The 19,201-nt window shown below is 70.5% G+C and carries 13 protein-coding genes; 5 read left to right on the top strand and 8 right to left on the bottom strand.

What is annotated here, in order from left to right; translation table 11 throughout:
* Positions 1–67 precede the first annotated feature (67 nt).
* The gene (locus tag NR810_RS20965) at positions 68–994 is read left to right on the top strand and encodes a peptidoglycan-binding protein (protein WP_306818359.1); all 927 of its coding nucleotides are present in this window, start codon (positions 68–70) and stop codon (positions 992–994) included.
* A 63-nt stretch (positions 995–1,057) separates the two neighbouring features.
* Here NR810_RS20965 and NR810_RS20960 read toward each other — a convergent pair whose 3' ends face one another.
* From NR810_RS20960 to NR810_RS20950, 3 genes are all read right to left on the bottom strand, one after another.
* Positions 1,058–2,386 carry a family 16 glycosylhydrolase gene (locus NR810_RS20960; RefSeq protein WP_257454891.1) on the bottom strand — a complete coding sequence of 443 codons (1,329 nt, stop codon included), beginning with the start codon at positions 2,384–2,386 and terminating at the stop codon, positions 1,058–1,060.
* A gap of 29 nt (positions 2,387–2,415) precedes the next feature.
* Complete coding sequence (locus NR810_RS20955; RefSeq protein ID WP_257454889.1) at positions 2,416–4,326, bottom strand: glycoside hydrolase family 30 protein; 1,911 nt, start codon at positions 4,324–4,326, stop codon at positions 2,416–2,418.
* 85 nt (positions 4,327–4,411) lie between these two features.
* Positions 4,412–4,639: a hypothetical protein gene (locus NR810_RS20950; RefSeq protein ID WP_257454887.1), complete on the bottom strand. Its 228-nt coding sequence runs from the start codon at positions 4,637–4,639 to the stop codon at positions 4,412–4,414.
* A gap of 375 nt (positions 4,640–5,014) precedes the next feature.
* Here NR810_RS20950 and NR810_RS20945 point away from each other — a divergent pair, with 375 nt between their 5' ends.
* The gene (locus NR810_RS20945) at positions 5,015–8,929 is read left to right on the top strand and encodes a serine/threonine-protein kinase (protein ID WP_257454885.1); all 3,915 of its coding nucleotides are present in this window, start codon (positions 5,015–5,017) and stop codon (positions 8,927–8,929) included.
* Here the strand turns inward: NR810_RS20945 and NR810_RS20940 are convergent.
* Both NR810_RS20940 and NR810_RS20935 read right to left on the bottom strand, forming a co-directional pair.
* Positions 8,913–10,739, bottom strand: a complete 1,827-nt coding sequence (locus tag NR810_RS20940) for an OPT/YSL family transporter (RefSeq protein ID WP_257454883.1) — start codon at positions 10,737–10,739, stop codon at positions 8,913–8,915. The genes NR810_RS20945 and NR810_RS20940 overlap by 17 nt on opposite strands.
* Entirely contained in the window at positions 10,736–13,042 is a 2,307-nt protein-coding gene (locus NR810_RS20935) for a PAS domain S-box protein (protein ID WP_257454881.1), read from the bottom strand. The genes NR810_RS20940 and NR810_RS20935 overlap by 4 nt, the downstream gene beginning before the upstream one ends.
* Before the next feature lie 201 nt (positions 13,043–13,243).
* Here NR810_RS20935 and NR810_RS20930 point away from each other — a divergent pair, with 201 nt between their 5' ends.
* Positions 13,244–14,638, top strand: a complete 1,395-nt coding sequence (locus NR810_RS20930; RefSeq protein ID WP_257454879.1) for a serine/threonine-protein kinase — start codon at positions 13,244–13,246, stop codon at positions 14,636–14,638.
* 363 nt (positions 14,639–15,001) lie between these two features.
* Positions 15,002–15,877, top strand: coding sequence for a hypothetical protein (locus tag NR810_RS20925; protein WP_257454877.1), 876 nt, complete (start codon positions 15,002–15,004; stop codon positions 15,875–15,877).
* Here the strand turns inward: NR810_RS20925 and NR810_RS20920 are convergent.
* Complete coding sequence (locus NR810_RS20920; protein WP_257454875.1) at positions 15,874–16,656, bottom strand: YqjF family protein; 783 nt, start codon at positions 16,654–16,656, stop codon at positions 15,874–15,876. The two genes, NR810_RS20925 and NR810_RS20920, sit on opposite strands and share 4 nt — an antisense overlap.
* 192 nt (positions 16,657–16,848) lie before the next feature.
* Between NR810_RS20920 and NR810_RS20915 the strand changes: the two genes are divergently transcribed.
* Positions 16,849–18,039 (top strand): hydroxymethylglutaryl-CoA synthase, encoded by a 1,191-nt coding sequence (locus NR810_RS20915; RefSeq protein WP_257454873.1) that lies wholly within the window; start codon positions 16,849–16,851, stop codon positions 18,037–18,039.
* A gap of 52 nt (positions 18,040–18,091) precedes the next feature.
* Here the strand turns inward: NR810_RS20915 and NR810_RS20910 are convergent, their stop codons facing one another.
* On the bottom strand, positions 18,092–18,463 hold the full coding sequence (locus NR810_RS20910) for a hypothetical protein (protein WP_257454871.1): 372 nt from the start codon (positions 18,461–18,463) through the stop codon (positions 18,092–18,094).
* Between the two features lie 2 nt (positions 18,464–18,465).
* A complete protein-coding gene (locus NR810_RS20905; RefSeq protein ID WP_257454869.1) occupies positions 18,466–19,155 on the bottom strand; it encodes a hypothetical protein in 690 nt (229 codons plus the stop codon).
* Positions 19,156–19,201: the final 46 nt, after the last annotated feature.

The raw sequence follows: 19,201 nt of genomic DNA, 5'->3' as shown, positions 1-19,201 counted from the left end.
AACTTCTTTGTGGCTCCTACGAAAATAGGACCAGGTTTCCCCAATTCTCGAACAGCGAGTCCCCCCCATGGTCGCTATCGCCCGTTCCACCGCCCTCGCCCCCCGAGTCGCCGCGAGCTCCGCCCCCCCCACGCTCCGGTTGGATTCTCGCGGGCCCTCCGTCGTCACCCTCCAGAAGAAGCTGAAGGCCGCGGGCTTCGACCCCGGCGCCGCCGATGGAGCCTTCGGCCCGAAGACGCTCGCCGCCGTGAAGGCCTTCCAGAAGTCCCGCGGCCTCGCCGCCGATGGTGTCGTGGGCCCCAAGACGTGGAACGCCCTCAACAAGGCCACCGCCCCCAAGCCGCCTCCCCCCGCATCCTCGGGCGGCTCCGGACCCACGCTGCGCCATGGCGCCCGGGGCGAGCCCGTGCGCGCCCTGCAGAACCGCCTCAACGCGCTCGGCTTCAACGCGGGCGGCGCCGACGGCGTCTTCGGTGACAAGACGCTCGCCGCCGTGAAGGCCTTCCAGAAGTCCCGCGGCCTCACCGCCGATGGCGTCGTGGGCCCCAAGACGTGGGACAAGCTCGGCATCAAGGTGCAGGGCCCCACCACCCCCGCCCCCGGCGGCGGCCGCACCGTCACCGGCTACGTCAACGGCGTGCCCCGGAAGATCACCCTCTCCTCCATCCCCAACGGCAAGGAGATGCGCTCGGACGCCGCGGCCGCCTTCAACCGCATGCACGCCGCCGCCCGCGCCGCCGGCATCAACCTGCACGTCAACAGCGGCTTCCGCTCCATGGAGGAGCAGCGCATCCTCTATCAGAAGTACCTCAACGGCACCGGCAACCTCGCCGCCAAGCCCGGCTACTCCAACCACCAGGGCGGCATCGCCGTGGACATCAACGTCGGCGCCACCAGCTCCGCCACCTACCGGTGGCTGGCCAACAACGCGAGCCGCTTCGGCTTCGCCCGCACCGTGCCCTCCGAGCCCTGGCACTGGGAGTACCGGCCCTGAGGGAGGGACCCGCGGCGGGAGGGGAGGGACTCCTCCACCCACCCGCCGCGTGCGATCACCCGTCTACTGCTGCCACTGATAGGCGCGCACCCAGTCGACCTCGAACACCTGCGGCGTCCGGCCGATGAGGTCCGCCGTGGACTGCGGCACCCCGTGGTACGGCTGGCTGGCCCCGTTGACGCCAGCCGGGTAGTCGCCACCAACCGCCAGGTTCAGGATGATGAACATGGGCTTGTCATACACCCAGTTTCCGTACCGGGTGACTTCCGACTTCAGCGTGGTCTTCACCAGGACGCCGTCGATGAACCACTTGATGTCGTTGGGCGAGTACTCGGTGCGGTACGTGTGCCAGTTGGCGACCGAGGAGTTCGGGTAGAAGCGGCCGTTGATGGGCGTGTTGCCCGAGTAACCCGGGCCATGCAGGGCGCCCGAGATCCAATCGGCGTAGCCGACGTTCTCCATGATGTCGAGCTCGCCGCACGCCGGCCAACCCACCCCCGGCTGGTTGATGTCGTTGCCCAGCAGCCAGAACGCCGGCCACAGGCCAGGGCCCACGGGCATCTTGAGCCGCGCCTCGATGGCGCCGTGGCGGAACTCCTGCTTGCCCGCGCTCTCCAGACGGCCCGAGGTGAACGGGTAGCCGTTGTTCCACTCGCGGCGGGCGATGAGCTTCAGCGTGCCGTTGCTCACCTGCACGTTGTTGGGCGAGGTCGTGTACTGCTGCTGCTCGTTGTTGACGTGGATGTTGGTGATGTAGCTCCAGTTCGCCGCGTTCACGCTGGTGCCGTCGAACTCGTCGCTCCAGATCTGCTTCCAGCCACCACCCCCACCGCCGGAGATCTGGACGGAGAAGGACTCCCAGCAGCCAGCGCTGGCACGGTCCGCGTACAGGGGCGCGTTCGCGCCGCGGTTCGAATCCGTCGACACGTACTTGCCGGTGCTCCTGGCGATCAGCCCGATGGTGCCGTTGCCGAAGTCGACCCACTGGAACCGCTCCCAGTCGCCGATGGAGGTCCGGTCGGCGACGAGCTGGCCGCCGAGGTTCGTGTCGGCCGACACGTACTTGCCGGTCTCGCTCACGCGCAGCGCGATGGTGCCGCTACCGGCATCGACGATCTGGAACAGCTCCCAGCCCGCCGCCGCCGCGCGGTCCGCCACCAGCGGGGCCGTCGCCCCGAGGTTCCCATCCGCCGAGACGAACTTCCCGTTCAGACAGGCCTTCAGCGAGATCGTCTGCCCGATGGGGGCCGCCAGCGACTGCGTCACCTCCGCCGCCGCTTCCGGAGCGGGCGCCGCGTCGTGCGAGCACGCGGGCGCGCCCAGCAGCAGGCCGCCCATTCCAGCCATCAACAACCAACGGCTTCCGATCGCCTTCTTGAAGTTCAAATCCATACGACGTTCCTTTCACCGGTAACCGGGATTCACTGCTTGACGAGCTCGAATTGATCGAAGGCCGCCCAGTTCTGGGCCTGGGCATCGCTGTAGACGCCCACCTCGATGTAGCCGGAGGTGACCTGGATGCTGTTGATGGTGTACTTCGTCCAGCCCGAGACGACGCCCGAGCCGATCTCCGCGGTCACCTCCGCCGAGCCATGGCTCTTCGCGTACAGGCGCAGCACCCGCTGGCCACCGCTGGAGCGAACCCAGACACTGGCCCGGTAGGTGCCGTTCGCCACGTTCAATCCCTGACCGGTGATCTGCTGATAGGCCGAGGGCGCGTAGTGGGTGAGCTTGTAATTGCCCGTGTACGGGTAGTCCGTGTCCACCTTGTGCGCCAGCTCGCCGCTGTGCCACTCGGCGTTCCAGCCGGTGAGGGTTCCGTCGGCCTCGAGCCCGGGGTTGGCGAGCAGGTTCGGCGCCGTGCCGGAGCTCTCGCGCAGCCACGTATAGGTGCCCACGGTCTTCGCCGGCAGCGTGGCGAGCAGCTCCCAGCCCTCGGAAGAGAGCTTGAACCTCTGGCTCGAGGCGGTCTGGTTGATGACGACGGACACGACGGTGTTGTCCGGGTTGAGGAAGGACACGTTCGTCACCGTGCTGGCCGAGCCGTAGCTGCTGGAGATGCGCTTCGCGCCCGGCTTCACGTACTTGGAGTACTGGGCGATCAGGTAGTACTCGGGGAGCGCCCAGTACGTGTCATGGGTGGAGGCGCTCTGGATGAGCATCGTGGGGCCGGGCGTTCCGGTCCATTTCTCGGGCTGGATGTTGCTGTCCAGCATCGTCACCCAGGCGTTGTAGCCAGCCGCCCAGTTGCGGAAGTACTGCGCCATCCGGTCCGCCCCGCTCGTCCCCCAGACCGAACGCTCGGTCAGGTAGATGTTCTTGCTCGGGTAGGCGTTGCGCACCTGCGTCATGATGCTGGGGTCACCCGCGTAGTCGTGGAAGGCCACGCCCTCCACCGCCGCGTTCGACGTGGCGTCGTCCAGGATGGTGGGGACGTAGGACCACGCCGAATCGAAGTTGTGGTCATACGCCCAGATGCGGGTGCTCAGGCCGTGAGCGTTCAGCTCGTTCTTCAGGGCGAGGATGAGCTGCTTCTCCTGCGCCGGATCCACGGACGCGCTGGGATAGTCCGGCGCCGTGTACAGGGGCTCGTTCTGGACCGTCAGCGCGTAGATGGGGATGCCCTGCGCCTGGTAGGCCTGGATGGCCTTGCGGTAGTACACCGCCAGGTTCGGGATGTATTGCGACAGCAGCTTGCCGCCGATCAGGCTGCCGTTGTCCTTCATCCAGGCGGGCGGGCTCCACGGGCTGGCGAAGATCTTCAGGTTCGGGTTGAGCGCCAGCGCCTGCTTGAGCGTGGAGACGATGTTGTAATCAATGTCCTTCTGGATGGAGAAGTACGTGAGGTTGGGATCCGTCTGCCCCGCCGGCCTGTCGTCGTACGTGTAGAACTGCCGGCTGGTGAAGTCCGAGGCACCGAAGGTGATGCGCAGCAGGTTGATGCCCGCCCCGGTGGAGGGATCCACCAGCCGCTTCAGCACCTCCGTGCGCTTCGCCAGCGACATGCGGGAGAGGTTGAAGACCGTCGACTCCTCCATCGACGTGCCGATGCCTAGCATGGTCTGGTGTTGCACCGTGGGGTCCACCGCCAGCGTCGTGGCCGCCGTGGTCGTCGGGCTCGTCAGGGCGATGTTGAGCTGCTGGCTCAGCGCGTAGGGAATGGACTGAGGACCTCCGAACCAGCTGCCGCTGCCCGGGTCCTTCTCGGAGCTCCAGATGACCTGCGCGCTCGGCGCGGCCGAGGTGACCGTCCCGGCGACGAGCACCCCGAGTGTCAGGGCGGACGTCGTCAGGCGCTTCCATGCCGCGAGCGAAGATGAATCGAGGGCCACGAGCCGGCTCCATTTTCGGGAATTCGAGAGCTTTCCCGGTTTAGGAGGGCTAGAGGCAAGAAGTCTTTTTTTCGGGTCAAAAAAACTATCCGCGAGCCGCCGGCTCGGAGGTGTGGCGCGCGCGCACCCGGGCCTCGGCCAGCAGGTTCGCCAGGTCCTCCTGCTTCATCGTCGCCTTCACCACCACCGCATCCGTGAGGCGGTAGAGGACGGTGGCCAGCTCCAGCAGCAGGGGACGCAGCCGCTTGCCGAGCAACACCGTGCAGGCCCCCGCGCCGTAACCCAGGAGGAACGGGGAGAAAGGAAGCTTCACGAGGACTCCTCCAGACGTTGGACAACGAAGGGTCCGACCTCCTGTAGGTGGAGCCGCCCCCCGCCCGGTGCAAGGTGTCTCGCCTGCCTGCCTACACCTGGGCACGGAGCACACCTTCTCCCTCCTCGTGCCCCCGGAAAAACCCGGGTTCTCCGGCGTGCCTGCCCGCCTGCCGGTCCCCTCCACTGGAAAGTTCCCCAGGCGCGCGTGCCCGGACGCATGGAAGTCGGGTCGTGTAGGGGAAACCCGCTGGGGTTGCGATAGATTGTGAACGTGCCGCGTTGTGTGACATGCGGGCAGCGTTGGGAGGGGACCCACGCGCACTGTCCCCGAGGAGCCACCCCCACCGACGCCCCGTCCGCGGGGCGCGAGAGGATGACTCCAGCCCTCGCCATTCCCGGCTACACGCTGGAGAGCGAGGTGGCGCGTGGCGGCTTCGGCATCCTCTACTCCGCGCGGCGCGAGAGCGACGGCCTGCACGTGGCCATCAAGGTGGCCCACCCCGAGGTGCCCCTGGCGCGCACCCAGCTGGCCCGCGAGACCGAGGTGTTGCGCATCATCGGCCCGCCCACCGTGCCCGCCGTGCACGGGACGGGCGTCCTGCCCGAGGGCGCGCCGTACCTCGTCATGCAGTTCATCGCGCACCCCACCCTGGCGCAGCGTCTGGCCCGGCTGTCCGGCCCCATGCCCGTGGCGGAGTACGCCTCGCGCGCCCAGGTGCTGCTGGACGCGCTCGCGGTGGTGCACGCCCGCGGCTTCCTCCACGGCGACCTCAAGCCGGAGAACGTCTTCCTCGACGACTCCGCGCGCGCCGCCGGCTTCTTCGACTTCGGTCTCTCGCGGCCCGTGAGCGCTCCCGCTCCCTCCTCCGCCGAGGAGCCCACGCCCCCCATCGGTGACTCCTTCGCGGGCACCGCCGAGTACATGTCCCCGGAGCAGTGCTCGGGCGACTCCGGCCTGGACGTGCGCTCGGACATCTACTCCCTGGGTGTCCTCTTCTACGAGATGCTCACCGGCCGGCCGCCCTTCTTCGGCACCCCGGCCGACGTCATCCACGCGCACCTGGCGCGCCGGCCCCTGCGCCCCTCGGAGCTGGCGCCCGTGCCCGCCGCGCTCGAGCAGGTGGTGCTGCGCTGTCTCACCAAGGAGCGCGCCCGCCGCTACGACACCGTGGACGCGCTGCGGCTCGCGCTCCAGGAGGCCCTGGCCAGCGCCCAGCCCTCCGCCGCCCCCCTCCCGCGCGCACAGGAGAAGGCTCCGCCGGCCGCGCCCGTGCGGCGCTCCGTCGCGGTGCTCTTCTTCCGCTCCGGTGCCAACCCCGTCACCGTGCAGAAGACGCTCGCCAGCTTCGGCGGGCAGATGGCCTTCCACGAGGGCACGCGCTTCGCCGGCGCCTTCGACCCGGACGTCGGGGAGAACCCCGTGCAGCGCGCCCGGCAGGCCGCCGAGGGCCTCGCCGCGCAGAACCTCGCGTCCGCCGCGCTGGTGGACGTGGCCTCGGTGATGGTGCAGCGCCGCCCCGGCGGCCCCGCGCGCTACCTCGGCCCCATCTTCGCCCGGAAGGATCGCTACCCCACGGACGATGACCCCTCCACCCTGCTGCTCACCACCGCGGCGGCGGAGGCGCTGCCGGAGCTCCCGTGCGAGCCGCTCTCGGGCCGCGAGGGCATCCTCCGGCGCGCGCCCACCGCCACCGGGCGCGAGGACGTCACCATCCTCCAGCACGGCAGCGCGGTGCTGGTGGGCCGCGGCAACGAGCTGGCCGAGCTGATGGAGAGCGCGGGCCTGGCGCTGGTGGAGGGCGCGCCCACGCTGGTGACGGTGCTGGGGGACCGGGGCCACGGCAAGACGCACCTGAGCGCCGCCCTCGCGCAGCAGCTCCAGGTGGCCCTGCCCCACACGCGCGTGGCCGCCTGGCGCGCCCGCGAGCCGGTGCAGGGTGACCCCGAGGGCACGTTGCGCATGGTGCTGCGCGGCGCGCTGTACGACTTCCGCGGCGAATCGGACCAGACGGGCTCCGAGGAGGAGGGCCGCGCCGCCTGCTTCGAGCTGCTGGGCTCCCAGCTGGCCACCGAGCTGTGGCCCGGCGTGGCCTCCACCCTGGGGTGGCTCGCCCCCGGTGCCGCCGAGTTGCAGAGCTGGGCCGCGGCACCTGGCGCCCTCCGCTCGCTGGCCATGCGCGCCGCGGGTGAGCTGCTGGCCGCGCGCGCCCGCCGCCAGCACCTGTGCCTCCTCCTCGACGACGCGCACCACGCCGAGGAGACGGCGCTGGACGCGCTGGAGTACGCCGCGCTCGCCGAGTCCCGCATCCCCCTCTGGGTGTGCGTGCTCGCGCGTCCGGGCTTCGAACGCCTGCGTCCCTCCTGGGGCACGCGCGCCGCCCGCCGCCACGTGATGCCCCTGGGGCCCCTGTCCCCTCCCAGCGCGATGGAGCTGTGCCGCACGCTGCTGCGCCCCGCGGAGAACATCCCCGCCGCCGCGCTCGAGCGCATCACCGAGCGGGCCCAGCACGTCCCCCTCTTCCTCGTGGAGCTGGTGCGGGGCCTCAAGCGCCTGGGGCTCGTGCGCCAGCGCGCCAGCGGCGGCAGCTGGTACCTCGCCACGGACGAGCTGGACCGCATGCCGGAGATGCAGCTGGTGGACTGGCTGGCGGACCGCGAGCTGGGCGCGCTGCCGGTGGAGCTGGCGGCGCATGCCCGGCTGTGCGCGCTGCTCGGCCCGGACTTCACCGCCGCCGAGGCCGAGGGCGTGGTGCACGCGCTGGAGGAGGACGGGGGCGCGGCGGACTTCCCGTTGGACCCCCGGCACGCCACGCGCCGGCTGTTGGACCTGGGCCTGCTGGTGTCGCACCGCCAGGAAGGCATCAGCTTCCGCAACGAGCTGCTGCGCGCCACGGTGGAGCGCGCGTTGCCCGAGGGAGACCGGGTGCGCATCCACCGCGCCGCCTTCCGCTTCTACCTGAGCGACGCCGGTGCCGCCGAGCGCCAGCGCCTGCCGCGCCTGGCCCTGCACGCCGCCGCCGCGGGCCTGCGCGACGAGGCCGCCGCCCTCTACATCGACCTGGCCGAGTCCGCGCGCGGCCGGCACGCGTACCTCGAGGCCGAGTCCACCTATACCCGCGCGCTGGAGCTGCTGGACGCCGAGGACTGGCGGCGCCGTCTCACCGTGCTCCGGGGACGCGGACTCATGCGCTACCGCGTGGGGCGCTACGAGGACTCGCTGGCGGACTTCGCCGCGGCGCGCGAGCTGGCGAAGCAGCTCGAGACCCTCAACGACGAGGTGGACCTGCTGCTGGACGAGGCCATGGCCTATGACTGGATCAACGACTACGGCCGCTCCGAGGAGCGGGTGTACGCGGCCCAGGAGCTGGCCTTCGCCAGGAACCTGAAGTCGCCGCTGCTCCAGGTCCGGCTGCTGCTGGGCCTGGGACGCGCGCAGTTCCGCAACGGCCAGTGGGAGGAGTGCTGCGAGCCCCTGCAGGAGGCGGCCGAGCGCGCGCGCAAGCTGGGTGACGCGGGGTACGAATCGCTGGTGGTGGCCCAGCTGCTGCTCGGCGTCATCCTGCCCAACCTGGGCCGCATCGACGAGGCGGAGCGCATCTTCGAGGAGGTCATCGCCGAGTGCACCGAGCGCGGAGACCGGCTGCACCTGGGCAGCGCCATCAACAACCGCCGCAACCTGTGGGTGGCGCGCAATGACTTCCAGGGCGCCATGCGGGACCAGGTGCGCTTCATGCACCTGGGGCGCGAGCTGGGCATGGTGGGCTGGGAGTACTTCGCCGAGCACAACATGGGCGAGCTGCTCTACCAGGCGGGAGACGCGGAGGCGGCGGCGCCCCACATCGCCCGCGCCATCGAGCTGGAGCGGCACCACCCGGAGATGGCGCCACGGCCCTGGGCGCTGCTGCTGCAGGCGCGTGCGCTGGCCTACCTCGGGCAGGACGAGCGGGCGCGCGAGCTGCTGACGGACATCCGCCAGACGCTCAAGCAGAGCGGCGCGGAGTTCAGCCCCTCGGAGGAGGTCATCTTCTCCGCCGTGGAGCTGGCCACGCGTGCCGCCACGCCCGAGGAGTGGGACGCGCTGCTGGCCCGCTCCGCCGAGTGCTCGGTGGAGCAGGAGCCGCTGGAGGTGCTGGAGCTGCGGGGGCTCGCCTGGCTGCGCAGGGGAGAGCGGACGGCGGCCGTGCGCATGCTGGAGGAGGCACTGCGCCGCGCCGACACCATCCCCAACGTCATGCGGGGACGGATCCAGCGCAGCCTGGAGCGGGCTCGCTTCAGCCCTGCCGCATGAGGCTCAACGCCGAGACGAGCACGCCCACGAGGGACTCGCCGACGATGGCGCCCGCGGCCGCGGACTGCACCGTCTGGGCGGTGGAGGGCCGCAGCCACCCCACGAGCGCGGCCAGCAGCGTGCCCAGGCAGAGCGTCACCACGTAGGAGACGGGCAGGAGGAAGCCAAGGCCCATGGCCGCCGCCGAGGGCAGCAGGCGCGCCAGCCGCCCGCGGGCCGCCGCCGACAACGCGACACCGAGGGCGAAGGCCACCCCGGTGGCCAGCGTGGAGGAGCGGGGCAGCCCCTCCAGCCCTCGCGAGGTGAGGAGCTCCGCCACGGCCTTGAACTGGCGCGCCGTGGGCACGGGCAGCGCCTGGGAGTCCAGCCCGTGCGCGGACACCAGCAGGTGGTAGGTGGGCAGGGCCACGGCGGCGCCCAGCAGCAGGCCGGAGAGCTGCACGAGGAGCTGCCGGGAGGCGCTCGTCCCCAGCAGGCGCCCGGCCTGGAGCGACCAGAGGCTGCCGCTGGCGTGCGAGGCGGCACCGGACACCACCGCGCCGGCCGAGACGTTGAGGCCCGGCAGCGGCGGCGCCAGCATGCCGAAGGCCCCCTGCGCGAACTGTCCCACGGGGCTGATGGGCGCGATGTCCGTCTGGCCCGTCGCGCGGGCACACACCGCGCACAACGGCAGGGCCAGCACCAGCGCCAGGAGGAAGTAGAGCGGGCTCAGCTGGAAGGCGAACCACCCCATGGCCCCGGTGAGGAGGATGGCCGGGAGCACCGCCCTCGCCACCCACTGGCTGGCCGTGGCCTCCCAGCCCTCACCGTACCGTCCCAGTCCCTTCAAGTCCGCGAGCACCGCCGGGAGGGCACGCACCTGGGAGGCGATGGACGTGGCCGCCGCGCCCACCATCAACCCCACGCCGGGCCAGAGCAGCCACGCGGAGAGGGACTCGCGCAGGGCGTCCGGGTTGGCCCCCGTCGCCATCCCCTCGCGCACCAGCCAGGGCGCCAGCCCCAACCACGCCACGAGCGAGCCCAGCAGGATGCTCAACCCCGCCTGGAGCCCCACCAGCACGCCGATGCCCAGCAGCATCGGGTTCCACGCCATGCCCAACAACAGGGTCTCCGGCCCCATCCCGCCCACCCGTGTCGTCGCGGGCAGCAGGGACATCGGGGGGACGAGCTGGCTCGAGTCCCTCAGCCAGGTGAGCACCCCGGAGAGGAGACCACTCGTCCATAGGCCACGCGCGCGCGCGGCATAGGCGGAGCCCGTGGAGTGCAGCGTGGAGATGAGCCGCGCGGCGGCCTCGCCGGTGGGGAACGGCAGGGCCTCGTCCTCGAGCAGGCGCCGCCGCAGCGAGAAGGCGAAGAGCACGCCGAGCGTCCCCAGGCCCACGCCCCACAGGGCCACGGCCCAGCCGGGCGGCTGCGTCCCCAGGAGCGTGAGCGCGGGCACGGCGCCCAGCAGCCCCGCGCTGGCGGGCATCGCGCCCACCGAGACGGCCGTCGTCTGGGCGAGGTTGGTCTCCAGCGGAGAGGGGGAATCGCTCCGCCGGGCGAGCACCGACAAGCCCCCGAAGGCCAGCAGCGAGGACAGCACGCACCCCGACTCCCAGAGGCCCGTCTTCAAGCCCGTGTAGACGTTGGTGACGGCCAGCACCGAGCCGATGAGGCCGCCCATCACCAGCGCGCGTACCGTCAGCTCACGCGGGGCCGGCGGCAGGGGGGAAGGCGTCCCGGAGACGGCATGCAGCGAGCGGGACGCGGACTCTTCCGGAAGGGGGGCGGGAGCCACCCCCGCGCGTCCCGCCGGCACCTTTCTCATCTCGCACCGCCGAGGGCGAGCGGCACGGGCGCGGACGGCGCGGACGCGGCGGCGTTCTGGGCCGAGCGGCCCACCAGCGCCCGGAGCTGGCGCAGGTCGAGCGGCTTGCTGAGCTTCGCGTTGGGCACCTCCTGCAGGAAGCTCAACGCGCGCGGGGTGAAGGCTCCACCGGTCATGAAGACGACCCGCTGCGCCTGGTCCGGCGCGAAGCGGTTGAGCTCGGCGTACAGGTCCATGCCCGTCATGCCCGGCATCATCACGTCACAGAGGATGAGGTCGAAGCGGCTGCCCCCATCCAGCATCTTGAGCGCGGCCCGGGCGCCGTTGACGGTGGCCACCTCGTGCTCGGGTGTCAGCGAGCGCTGGAGCGCCCGGGTCACATAGGGCTCGTCGTCCACCACCAGGATGCGCGCGCGTCCCACGGCGGGCACCGGCGCCGGCTCCACCCGCTTCTCCACCGGGACGCCCGCCACGCCCAGGTGCACCCGGAAGGTGCTCCCCTTGCCGAGCGTGCTCTCCACGGCGATGCGGCCTCCCATGGAGTCGATGATGCCATGGCAGATGGACAGCCCCAGCCCCGTGCCCTCGCCCACCGCCTTGGTGGTGAAGAAGGGGTCGAAGATGCGCGCCTGCACCTCCGGTGACATGCCGCTGCCCGTGTCCCGCACCTCCACCACCACATCGCCCGCGCTCCCCTCGCGGATGACGACGCGGATTTCGTGGTCCCTCGCGTCTCCCTCGGGGATGGCATGCGCCGCGTTGAGCAGCAGGTTGAGGAACACCTGACACAGGCGCGACTCGCTGCCCTGCACCGAGGGCACGGGCTCGAACTGCGTCACCAGCCGGGCCCGGTGCTTGATGACGTTGTCCGCCATCTTGCACGCCAGCTCCACCGCCTTGCTCACCTCCACCGGCCCCAGCCTGTCCTCCTGCTGGCCCCGGGCGAACGTCTTCAGGTCCCTCACGATGGAGGCGATGCGCTCGGCCCCCTCCACCGTCTCGCGCACCACCTGGTGCAACGGCTCCACGTCGTGCGCCACCGGCGAGCCCCTCAGCCGCTCCAGCCCCTCGGACACGAGGTGCAGGTTGACGAGCATGTAGGCCAGCGGGTTGTTGATTTCATGGGCCACGCCCGCGCCCAGCGTGCCCACCGAGGCCAGCCGGTCCGCCATCTGCAGCTTCGCCTGGAGCAGGCGGCGCTCGGTGGTGTCACGGTGCACCATGATGTGGGCGATGGTCCGCCCCTCCGCGTCCCGCAGCGGGGCCACCACGGACTCGCAGTAGCTCTGCGTGCCGTCGGTCCGCTTGAAGTCCATCTCGCCCGTCCACCGGCCGTCGCGCTCCAGCGCCGAGAGCACCTCCCCGGTGCGCTTGTCCTCCTCGCCCGGGTGCAGCAGCGAGAAGAGCGTCCGCCCGAGCGCCTCCGCCTTGCCCCGGCCGAACATCTTCTCCGCGCTCGCGTTCCAGTCGATGATGCGCCCGTTGCGGTCGGTGACCACCACGCCCTCGCACAGGCTCTCGAAGATGAGGGCCTGGCGGCGCAGCTCCTGTTCGGCCACCTTGCGCTCGGTGATGTCCATCACCGTGCCGGTAATCCGCACCGGGGTGCCCGTCTCGTCGCACAGCACGTCGCCCTTGCAGGACAACCACCGGCCGCGCGCCCCCGCCACCTCGATGCGGTACTCCACGTCCAGGTGCGTGCGCTGGGTGATGGCCGAGGACAGCCCCTCGCGCACGCGCGCCAGGTCTCCCGGGTGCACCACCTCGGACAGGTCCGTGGGCCGGCCCGACAGCGAGCCCACCGGCAGGTCCAGCAGCCGGTCCACCTGCTCGGACCACGTCACCGCGCCGGTGACGGCGTTCCAATCCCAGATGCCCACGCGCGCCGCGCTCAGCGCCTGGCGCAGCTGCTCCTCGCCCTGCTCCACCAGCTCGCGCATGGAGAAGCGCAGCACCGTCACGGTGCCGATCTGCACCCGGTCCCCCTCGTGCAGCTCCGCCGAGGCGATCCGCACCCCGTTGACGTAGGTGCCGTTGGTCGAGCCCAGGTCCGCCAGGTGGAAGCCCCCCTCGGCCGTCCGGGTGATGCGCGCGTGCCGGCGCGACACGCCATGGTCGTTGATCTGAAATCCCGCGTCCGCGCCTCGACCGAGCACGTGCTCCGCCGCCTCGAGGCGGAAGACCTTTCCGATCGCCGCGGGCGTCGTGGTGCTGGTGAGGATGAGGCACGCGCTCTCGGAGGACGGGAGCGGCTGCGCGGGCCCTCCACACATCGTGAGATCGTCCACCATCTTCATGGGCATGCTCTTCCCGAAGGCAGGAGTTCTTGAGTCATGAGAGTATCCAGCAGACTCGGGGTTCCCAGCACGCCACCTGGTCGTGGGTCCACGCGCTCATTCATCCGCCACTGGACACCCAGCCCTCGGAGGCTAGCCGAAGTGCCACCCTCTCGACAGAGCCCCCCCCCGGCTCGGAGCAGCTCCTGCCCTGGTGATAATCTTGAAGTGATGGCGGACACGGACAGCACCTTCCACATCCTCCCGCGCAACGAGCGGACTTCCCCCAAAGACGCCCCGGCCCGCGTGAAGCTCGCCCCGGGAGTGCTCGCCGGTGAGTACATGCTCAAGGCCGTGCTCGCCTCTGGCGGACATGGCGCGGTGTACGAAGCTGAACACCGCATCCTCGGCCGGCGCGCCGCGGTGAAGGTGCTGCACCCGCACCTGACCGATCAGGGTGAAATGTTGCAGCGCTTCGTGCGCGAGGCGCGGGTCGTCAATCAGATCCGCCACCCCAACATCGTCGACGTCTACGACTTCGGAATGCTGCCGGATGGCAGCCCCTACTATGTGATGGAGCTGCTGCCGGGACGCACGCTCGGCCAGCTCCTGCAGGAGCGGGGAAGGCTGTCACCGCAGCGGGCCCTGGCCTTCCTGGAGCCGGTGTGCGCCGCGCTGGAGGCGGCCCACCTGGCGGGCGTGGTGCACCGCGACCTCAAGGCGAGCAACGTGGCCGTGGTGTCCGAGGCGGACCCCCCCGTGGTGAAGCTGTTGGACTTCGGCATCGCCAAGTTCATCCACCCCGAGCCGGGGCAGGAGGGCCTGACGGTGGCGGGCCAGCGGCTGGGCACCTCGCAGGCCATGGCGCCCGAGCAGTTCCGCGGCGGCGCCATCGGCCCGGCCACGGACATCTACGCCCTGGGCGTGCTGCTGTACCAACTGCTGGTGGGCCACTACCCCTTCCAGTCCGAGGACCGGCTGGAGGTGGAGCGGATGCACCTGGAGGCCCCACCGCCCCGGCCGAGCACCGAGACGTCCGTGCCTCCAGCGGTGGACGCGGTGGTGTTGCGCTGCCTGGAGAAGGAGGCGGACCGGCGCTACCCGGACGTGGCCTCCTTCCGCGAGGCGCTGCGGGAGGCGGTGCAGCCCTCGTCCACCGAGCGGGTGACGGCCCTGGGCCGGAGCCTGCGCGCCTTCGCCCTCCACGCGGAGGTGGTGCTCGAGGAGGGCGCCGAGGACGACGAGGCCTACGTCACCGTCTCCGAGGTGCTGGATGCGCTGGAGCAGGACCTGCGCGCCGCGGGCTTCGTGCTCGCCGTGCAGACGGGCATGGCGCTGCTGGGCGTGCGGATGCTGGAGGAGCCCTCGCGCGCGGAGCCCTGGGAGTTGCTGGAGACGGCACGCGAGCTCCACCGGCGCGCCCGGGAGCGCGCGGCCGGGACACGCGTGAGCGTGCACGCCTGCGTCCACGTGGGCCAGGTGGATGCGCGGCGCGGCCCGGACGGCCTCGAGGTCACCGGCGGTCCCCTGGCGGACATCGCCGGCTGGGTGGTGCGCGACGCGAGCGGTCTCGGTGTCACCCCCTCGGCCACGCGCGCCTGCTCCCTGCCGCTGACGGGCTGACCGGACTCCTTCTTCCGCCTCACGGTGGACCTCTCACGTCTCCTCCATTGGACGTGAAAGGTCTTCCACTGCCCGACAACCCACCTGTTCCGATTCTCACTTTCGGGGAATCTGTTGTTTCAATCTGAACCGTTTAGACGGCTCTCCCGGGGGTGTCCTTTTTTTCATCTCTGACTGAGTTCACAATTGTGGCGTGGAGTTCAGATTGTCGGGGCCTTACTCCGAGCTGCTCCACCAGGGGGAGTTCCAAGCAGACAGAAATATCCCGCGACACCATTCCCAGGGGGGTGGCCCATGCTGTTGAAGACTTTCGAGTCTCGGCGCAGTGGTTGGGAGCTTCGTCCGGCGAGGTGGGGTTGGTTGGTGACATTCACACTGACCTGCGCCATCGGATGCGGACCGGCGGGAGGAGTCCCCGGGGAGGCGGAGGAGGAGCTGGGGAGCACCTCCCAGGAGGTGCTCGTGGACAACGGCCTGAGCCTCAATGGCCTGAGCCTCAACGGCCTGAGCCTCAACGGCCTGAGCCTCAATGGCCTGAGCCTCAACGGCCTGTCGACGAGCAGCTTCAACTCCTGGTTCCAGGCGGACCGGACGGTGCGCAACGAGGTCATGAAGTACGTGGTGGCCTGCGCGGTGCCGCTGGGCCAGAGCCGGACCTATACCGACTCGAGCACGTACACGACCTATACGTGGAACGGTTCGCTGGGGCTGGCCACGAGCTGGGCCAGTGGCAACGCGGCCACCACGACGGAGCTGCAGGTGGTGTCCGCCTGCATGGCGGCACATGCCAACAAGCACGGCATCCACGCCACCATCTCGCTGCGCGGGCTGAACGGGGCCGGTGGCACCATCCCCACCACGACCCAGGAAGCGGCGGACTACACCACCCGGGAGGCGTGCTTCTTCGGCAACCTCTTCGACGGCTCCACGGGCACCTTCGGCGGCAATGACGGACTGTCGCTGACCAGCAGCCAGAGCAGCCCACGCGTGTGTGGCCTCGCCGGCTCGCAGTGCTCGCCCATGGTGTACGTGGGCAACTGCTCGACGTACTGCACCCCCGACGCGACGAACACCTTCTACACGTCCTGCACCTACAACGGCGTCACCTACCGTCCCCTCACCACGCGCATGAAGCCGGCGGACATCTACACCTGTGGGGACGGCGTGTGCCAGGCCACGGAGAAGTGCGGCACGGGCACCACGCCCTCCAGCTGCGCCGCCGACTGCGGCACCTGCTAGCCCTCCACGCACCTGAGCCGGAACACGTCGACATCGACTCCCTCCGAGAAGAGGGCCATGGGCGGCTCGGAGGGACGGGGAATGCCGGCGGCCGCCAGGAGCGTCTCGTCCAGGCCCTCCACGTCGGCGCCCCGCACCTGGTAGGGCGTGTGGTGCACCTGGCCCCGGAAGAGCTGCCCGTGGGCGGTGGAATAGAGGAAGTAGCGCTCGACGAGGAAGTGCTGGAGCGTGCCCGGGGTGGAGTTGGAGACGGTGCCCTTGGGCGTGCACCGCACGGCGCACCGGGCCGGCGTGGGCCCGGGCCAGCGGCGCTCGGAGCGGTAGGCATAGGACGAGCCCTGGGGCCCGGCGGTGAGCTCCATGCCCGCGTAGTGGTACGGCAGCTTGAACCACGCCCGCGCGAGCCGCACGGCGATGGCGTTGGCGGCCTCCAGGCTGAAGAACCAGACACCCGGGTCCTTCCCCTGGAAGTGCACGTACGTGCGCACGTTGGTCTCGTGGAAGTCCGACAGGAAGCCCACCGCGGGCAGACCCCTCGGGCGGACGCCGCGCATGGTGAAGGGCACCAGGCCCACCCACGCCCGGCCGTCGAACGTGTCCAGCGTCAGCCCCGGTGGCAGCAGCGGCGCCACCACCTCCGGCGGCAGCGACCAGTGGAGGAACAGCAGGTGCTTCCAGCGCTGGTACATCACCGGCCGCTCGTCCGGCCGGCGCGTCGGGCCGATGCGGTCGATCTCCGGCTCTGCGGGTGGGGCGGACTCGGCGGGACGCTCGGACACGGTGGGCCTCCAGAACGGGCTGCGAGGGATTCATAACCCCGTCTGGCGCATGCCGACCGCGATTACGTTTACCTACCCACACATACCGTAAATGTGACCCAGGGGGGGTAGAAGGGCACCCGGCGAATGGTCCAGACTGTTCTCGTTCCCCACACTCAGTGGACCCCTACTGAAGAATTGAAGGAGTACCGGATGCAGGCTGGCCTGGAGAGCATCGGGATCGCGGTGCCGTCGACGTACGTGGAGCTGGCGGAGCTGGCCAAGGCGCGCGGAGTGGCGCCGGGCAAGTATGTGGACGGCCTGGGAGTGACCCGGATGGCCGTGCCTCAGGTGGACGAGGACACGGTGACGCTGGCGGCGCGCGCGGCGCGGATGGCGCTGGACGCGGCCGGGTGCTCGGCCGAGGACGTGGCCATGCTGGTGGTGGGCACCGAGACGGCGGTGGACCACTCCAAGCCGGTGTCCTCGTACGTGCAGGGCCTGCTGGGGCTGAGCACGCGCTGCCGCGTCTTCGAGACGAAGCACGCGTGCTACGGCGGCACGGCGGCGCTGCAGCTGGCGCTGGACTGGGTGCGCTCGGGCAGCGCGAAGGGGAAGAAGGCGCTCATCATCTGCTCGGACATCGCCCGCTACGGGGTGGGGACGCCGGGCGAGCCCACGCAGGGCGCGGGCGCGGTGGCGCTGCTGGTGTCCGACAAGCCGAAGCTGCTGGCGCTCGAGGCCGGGAAGACGGGCGTGTACGCCAACGACGTGATGGACTTCTGGCGTCCGCTCTACTCGAAGGACGCGGTAGTGGACGGGCACTACTCGGTGCAGTGCTACCTGGACGCGCTGGAGGGCGCGTACAAGGGGTACCAGGAGGCCGTGGGTGACGCGGGGGGCGAGGGCCTCTACAGCGACCGGTTCGCCGCGCTCGTGTACCACGTGCCGTACGGGAAGATGTCGCGCAAGGCGCACCGCCACGTGCGCACGCTGGACGGGGACAAGGACGCGGACGCGAGCTTCGACAAGCTGGTGGGCCCCAGCCTCGTGCTGCCCTCGCAGGTGGGCAACATCTACACGGGCTCCATGTACCTGGCGCTGGCGAGCCTGCTGTCGAGCGCGAGGGAAGACCTCACGGGCAAGCGCGTGGGCCTGTTCTCGTACGGCAGCGGCTCGTGCGCGGAGTTCTTCAGCGGCGTGGTGCAGCCCGAGGCGCAGGCGCGCGTGAAGGCGCTGGGCCTGGAGAACCTGCTGGAGAAGCGCCGCGCGCTGAGCATCCCCGAGTACGAGCAGATCATGGCCGCCCGCGAGAAGCTGGACGAGAAGCCGACCGAGGAGACGCCGGGCCAGGGCTTCCGCTACCTGGGCACGCGCGACCACAAGCGCATCTACGCGCGCTGAGCCGGGGCACGGAGGAGGAGAGGCCCGGGTGCGCCCTCCTCCTCGGGCCGGCCTAACGCGTCGTCTGGCGGAACGTCTGGATGAGCTCGTTGAGCCGCCGGCCGCTCGGGTCCTCCTTGCGAGGATCCGCGATGACCAGCAGCACCTTTCCCGAGGCGATGGACGAGCCGACGGCGTTGCCCACCAGCTCCCAGCCCGCGTCCTCCGCCTTCCGGGCCAGCTCCACATCCTTGAAGTCGCACAGCGTGGCGTCCAGGCCGGCCACCTTGCCCGCGAAGCACTTGCCTCCGGGCAGCTTCTCGCCCACGTCCTTGAACTCACCCGGCGGCTGGCCCGCCTTGCGCCACGCGGCGAGCACGTCCTCGGTGCCGCTGCCGCACGCGGCCAGCAGCAGCAACCCCAGGCACGAGAGCTTGCGTTGCATGCTCAATCCCTGTCCTTGAACTTCTTGTGCTTGTGCTTCTTGTGCTTGTGCTTCCCGTGATCGGGCTCCTCCACGACGATGACCTCGTGACGCACCGGCGCCGCGTTCACCTTCACATCGACGTCCACGTTCACGTTCACGTTCACCACCGGGCCCCGGTACGAGGGCGGCGGCGGCCTCACCACCACCGGACGCGGGTAGCGCCACGGGCGGTAGATGACGTTCACCTGCACCAGCCTCGGGCTGTCGCGCCGGTACGCCTCCGGGAACTCGTCCGCGTAGTAGTACACGTCCTCCTGCTCATCGAAGTCGTGCCTCGGAGGCGGCGGGTAGTAATGGTGGTGCGGCCCGTCGTGGTAGCAGTACTCTACGTCGTCCTCGTCGGTGTCCTCCTCGAGGATGATGTTGATGACCACGGGGTGGTGCCCGTAATACGAGTGGCGCGGCCCCTCGTACCCGAAGGGCACCGGGTCGCCGATGAAGAAGTACACGTCGCCGTGCTGCCGGTAGAGCACCTGCGCGTGCACCGGTGTGGCGTTGTGCACGTGCACCGCCTGGATGTGGCAGAGCCCACCCTCCGGCTGGCCAGTTCGCGGGTGCAGCCCCGCGTACTTCACCGGCTTCGCCTCGCTCACCCCCGCGCTGACGAGCGCCAGCAGGAGCGCCCAGCCCATCGAATCCATCCGTGCCATCTCAACCTCCGTGGGGCGCGCAGACTACGACGGATGGAGTGAAGGA

The organism is Archangium lipolyticum, assembly GCF_024623785.1.
In the GTDB taxonomy this organism is placed as follows: Bacteria; Myxococcota; Myxococcia; order Myxococcales; family Myxococcaceae; genus Archangium; species Archangium lipolyticum.
Note: the sequence above shows the minus strand (reverse complement) of the source record. Positions and strands in the feature narration are given on the sequence as shown.

What these genes read in the sequence shown, in the direction of transcription:
- NR810_RS20965 (WP_306818359.1), top strand. Translation starts at nt 68, where the DNA reads ATGGTCGCTATCGCCCGTTCCACCGCCCTCGCCCCCCGAGTCGCCGCG.
- NR810_RS20960 (WP_257454891.1), bottom strand. Translation starts at nt 2,386, where the DNA reads ATGGATTTGAACTTCAAGAAGGCGATCGGAAGCCGTTGGTTGTTGATG.
- NR810_RS20945 (WP_257454885.1), top strand. Translation starts at nt 5,015, where the DNA reads ATGACTCCAGCCCTCGCCATTCCCGGCTACACGCTGGAGAGCGAGGTG.
- NR810_RS20940 (WP_257454883.1), bottom strand. Translation starts at nt 10,739, where the DNA reads ATGAGAAAGGTGCCGGCGGGACGCGCGGGGGTGGCTCCCGCCCCCCTT.
- NR810_RS20935 (WP_257454881.1), bottom strand. Translation starts at nt 13,042, where the DNA reads ATGCCCATGAAGATGGTGGACGATCTCACGATGTGTGGAGGGCCCGCG.
- NR810_RS20915 (WP_257454873.1), top strand. Translation starts at nt 16,849, where the DNA reads ATGCAGGCTGGCCTGGAGAGCATCGGGATCGCGGTGCCGTCGACGTAC.
- NR810_RS20910 (WP_257454871.1), bottom strand. Translation starts at nt 18,463, where the DNA reads ATGCAACGCAAGCTCTCGTGCCTGGGGTTGCTGCTGCTGGCCGCGTGC.
- NR810_RS20905 (WP_257454869.1), bottom strand. Translation starts at nt 19,155, where the DNA reads ATGGCACGGATGGATTCGATGGGCTGGGCGCTCCTGCTGGCGCTCGTC.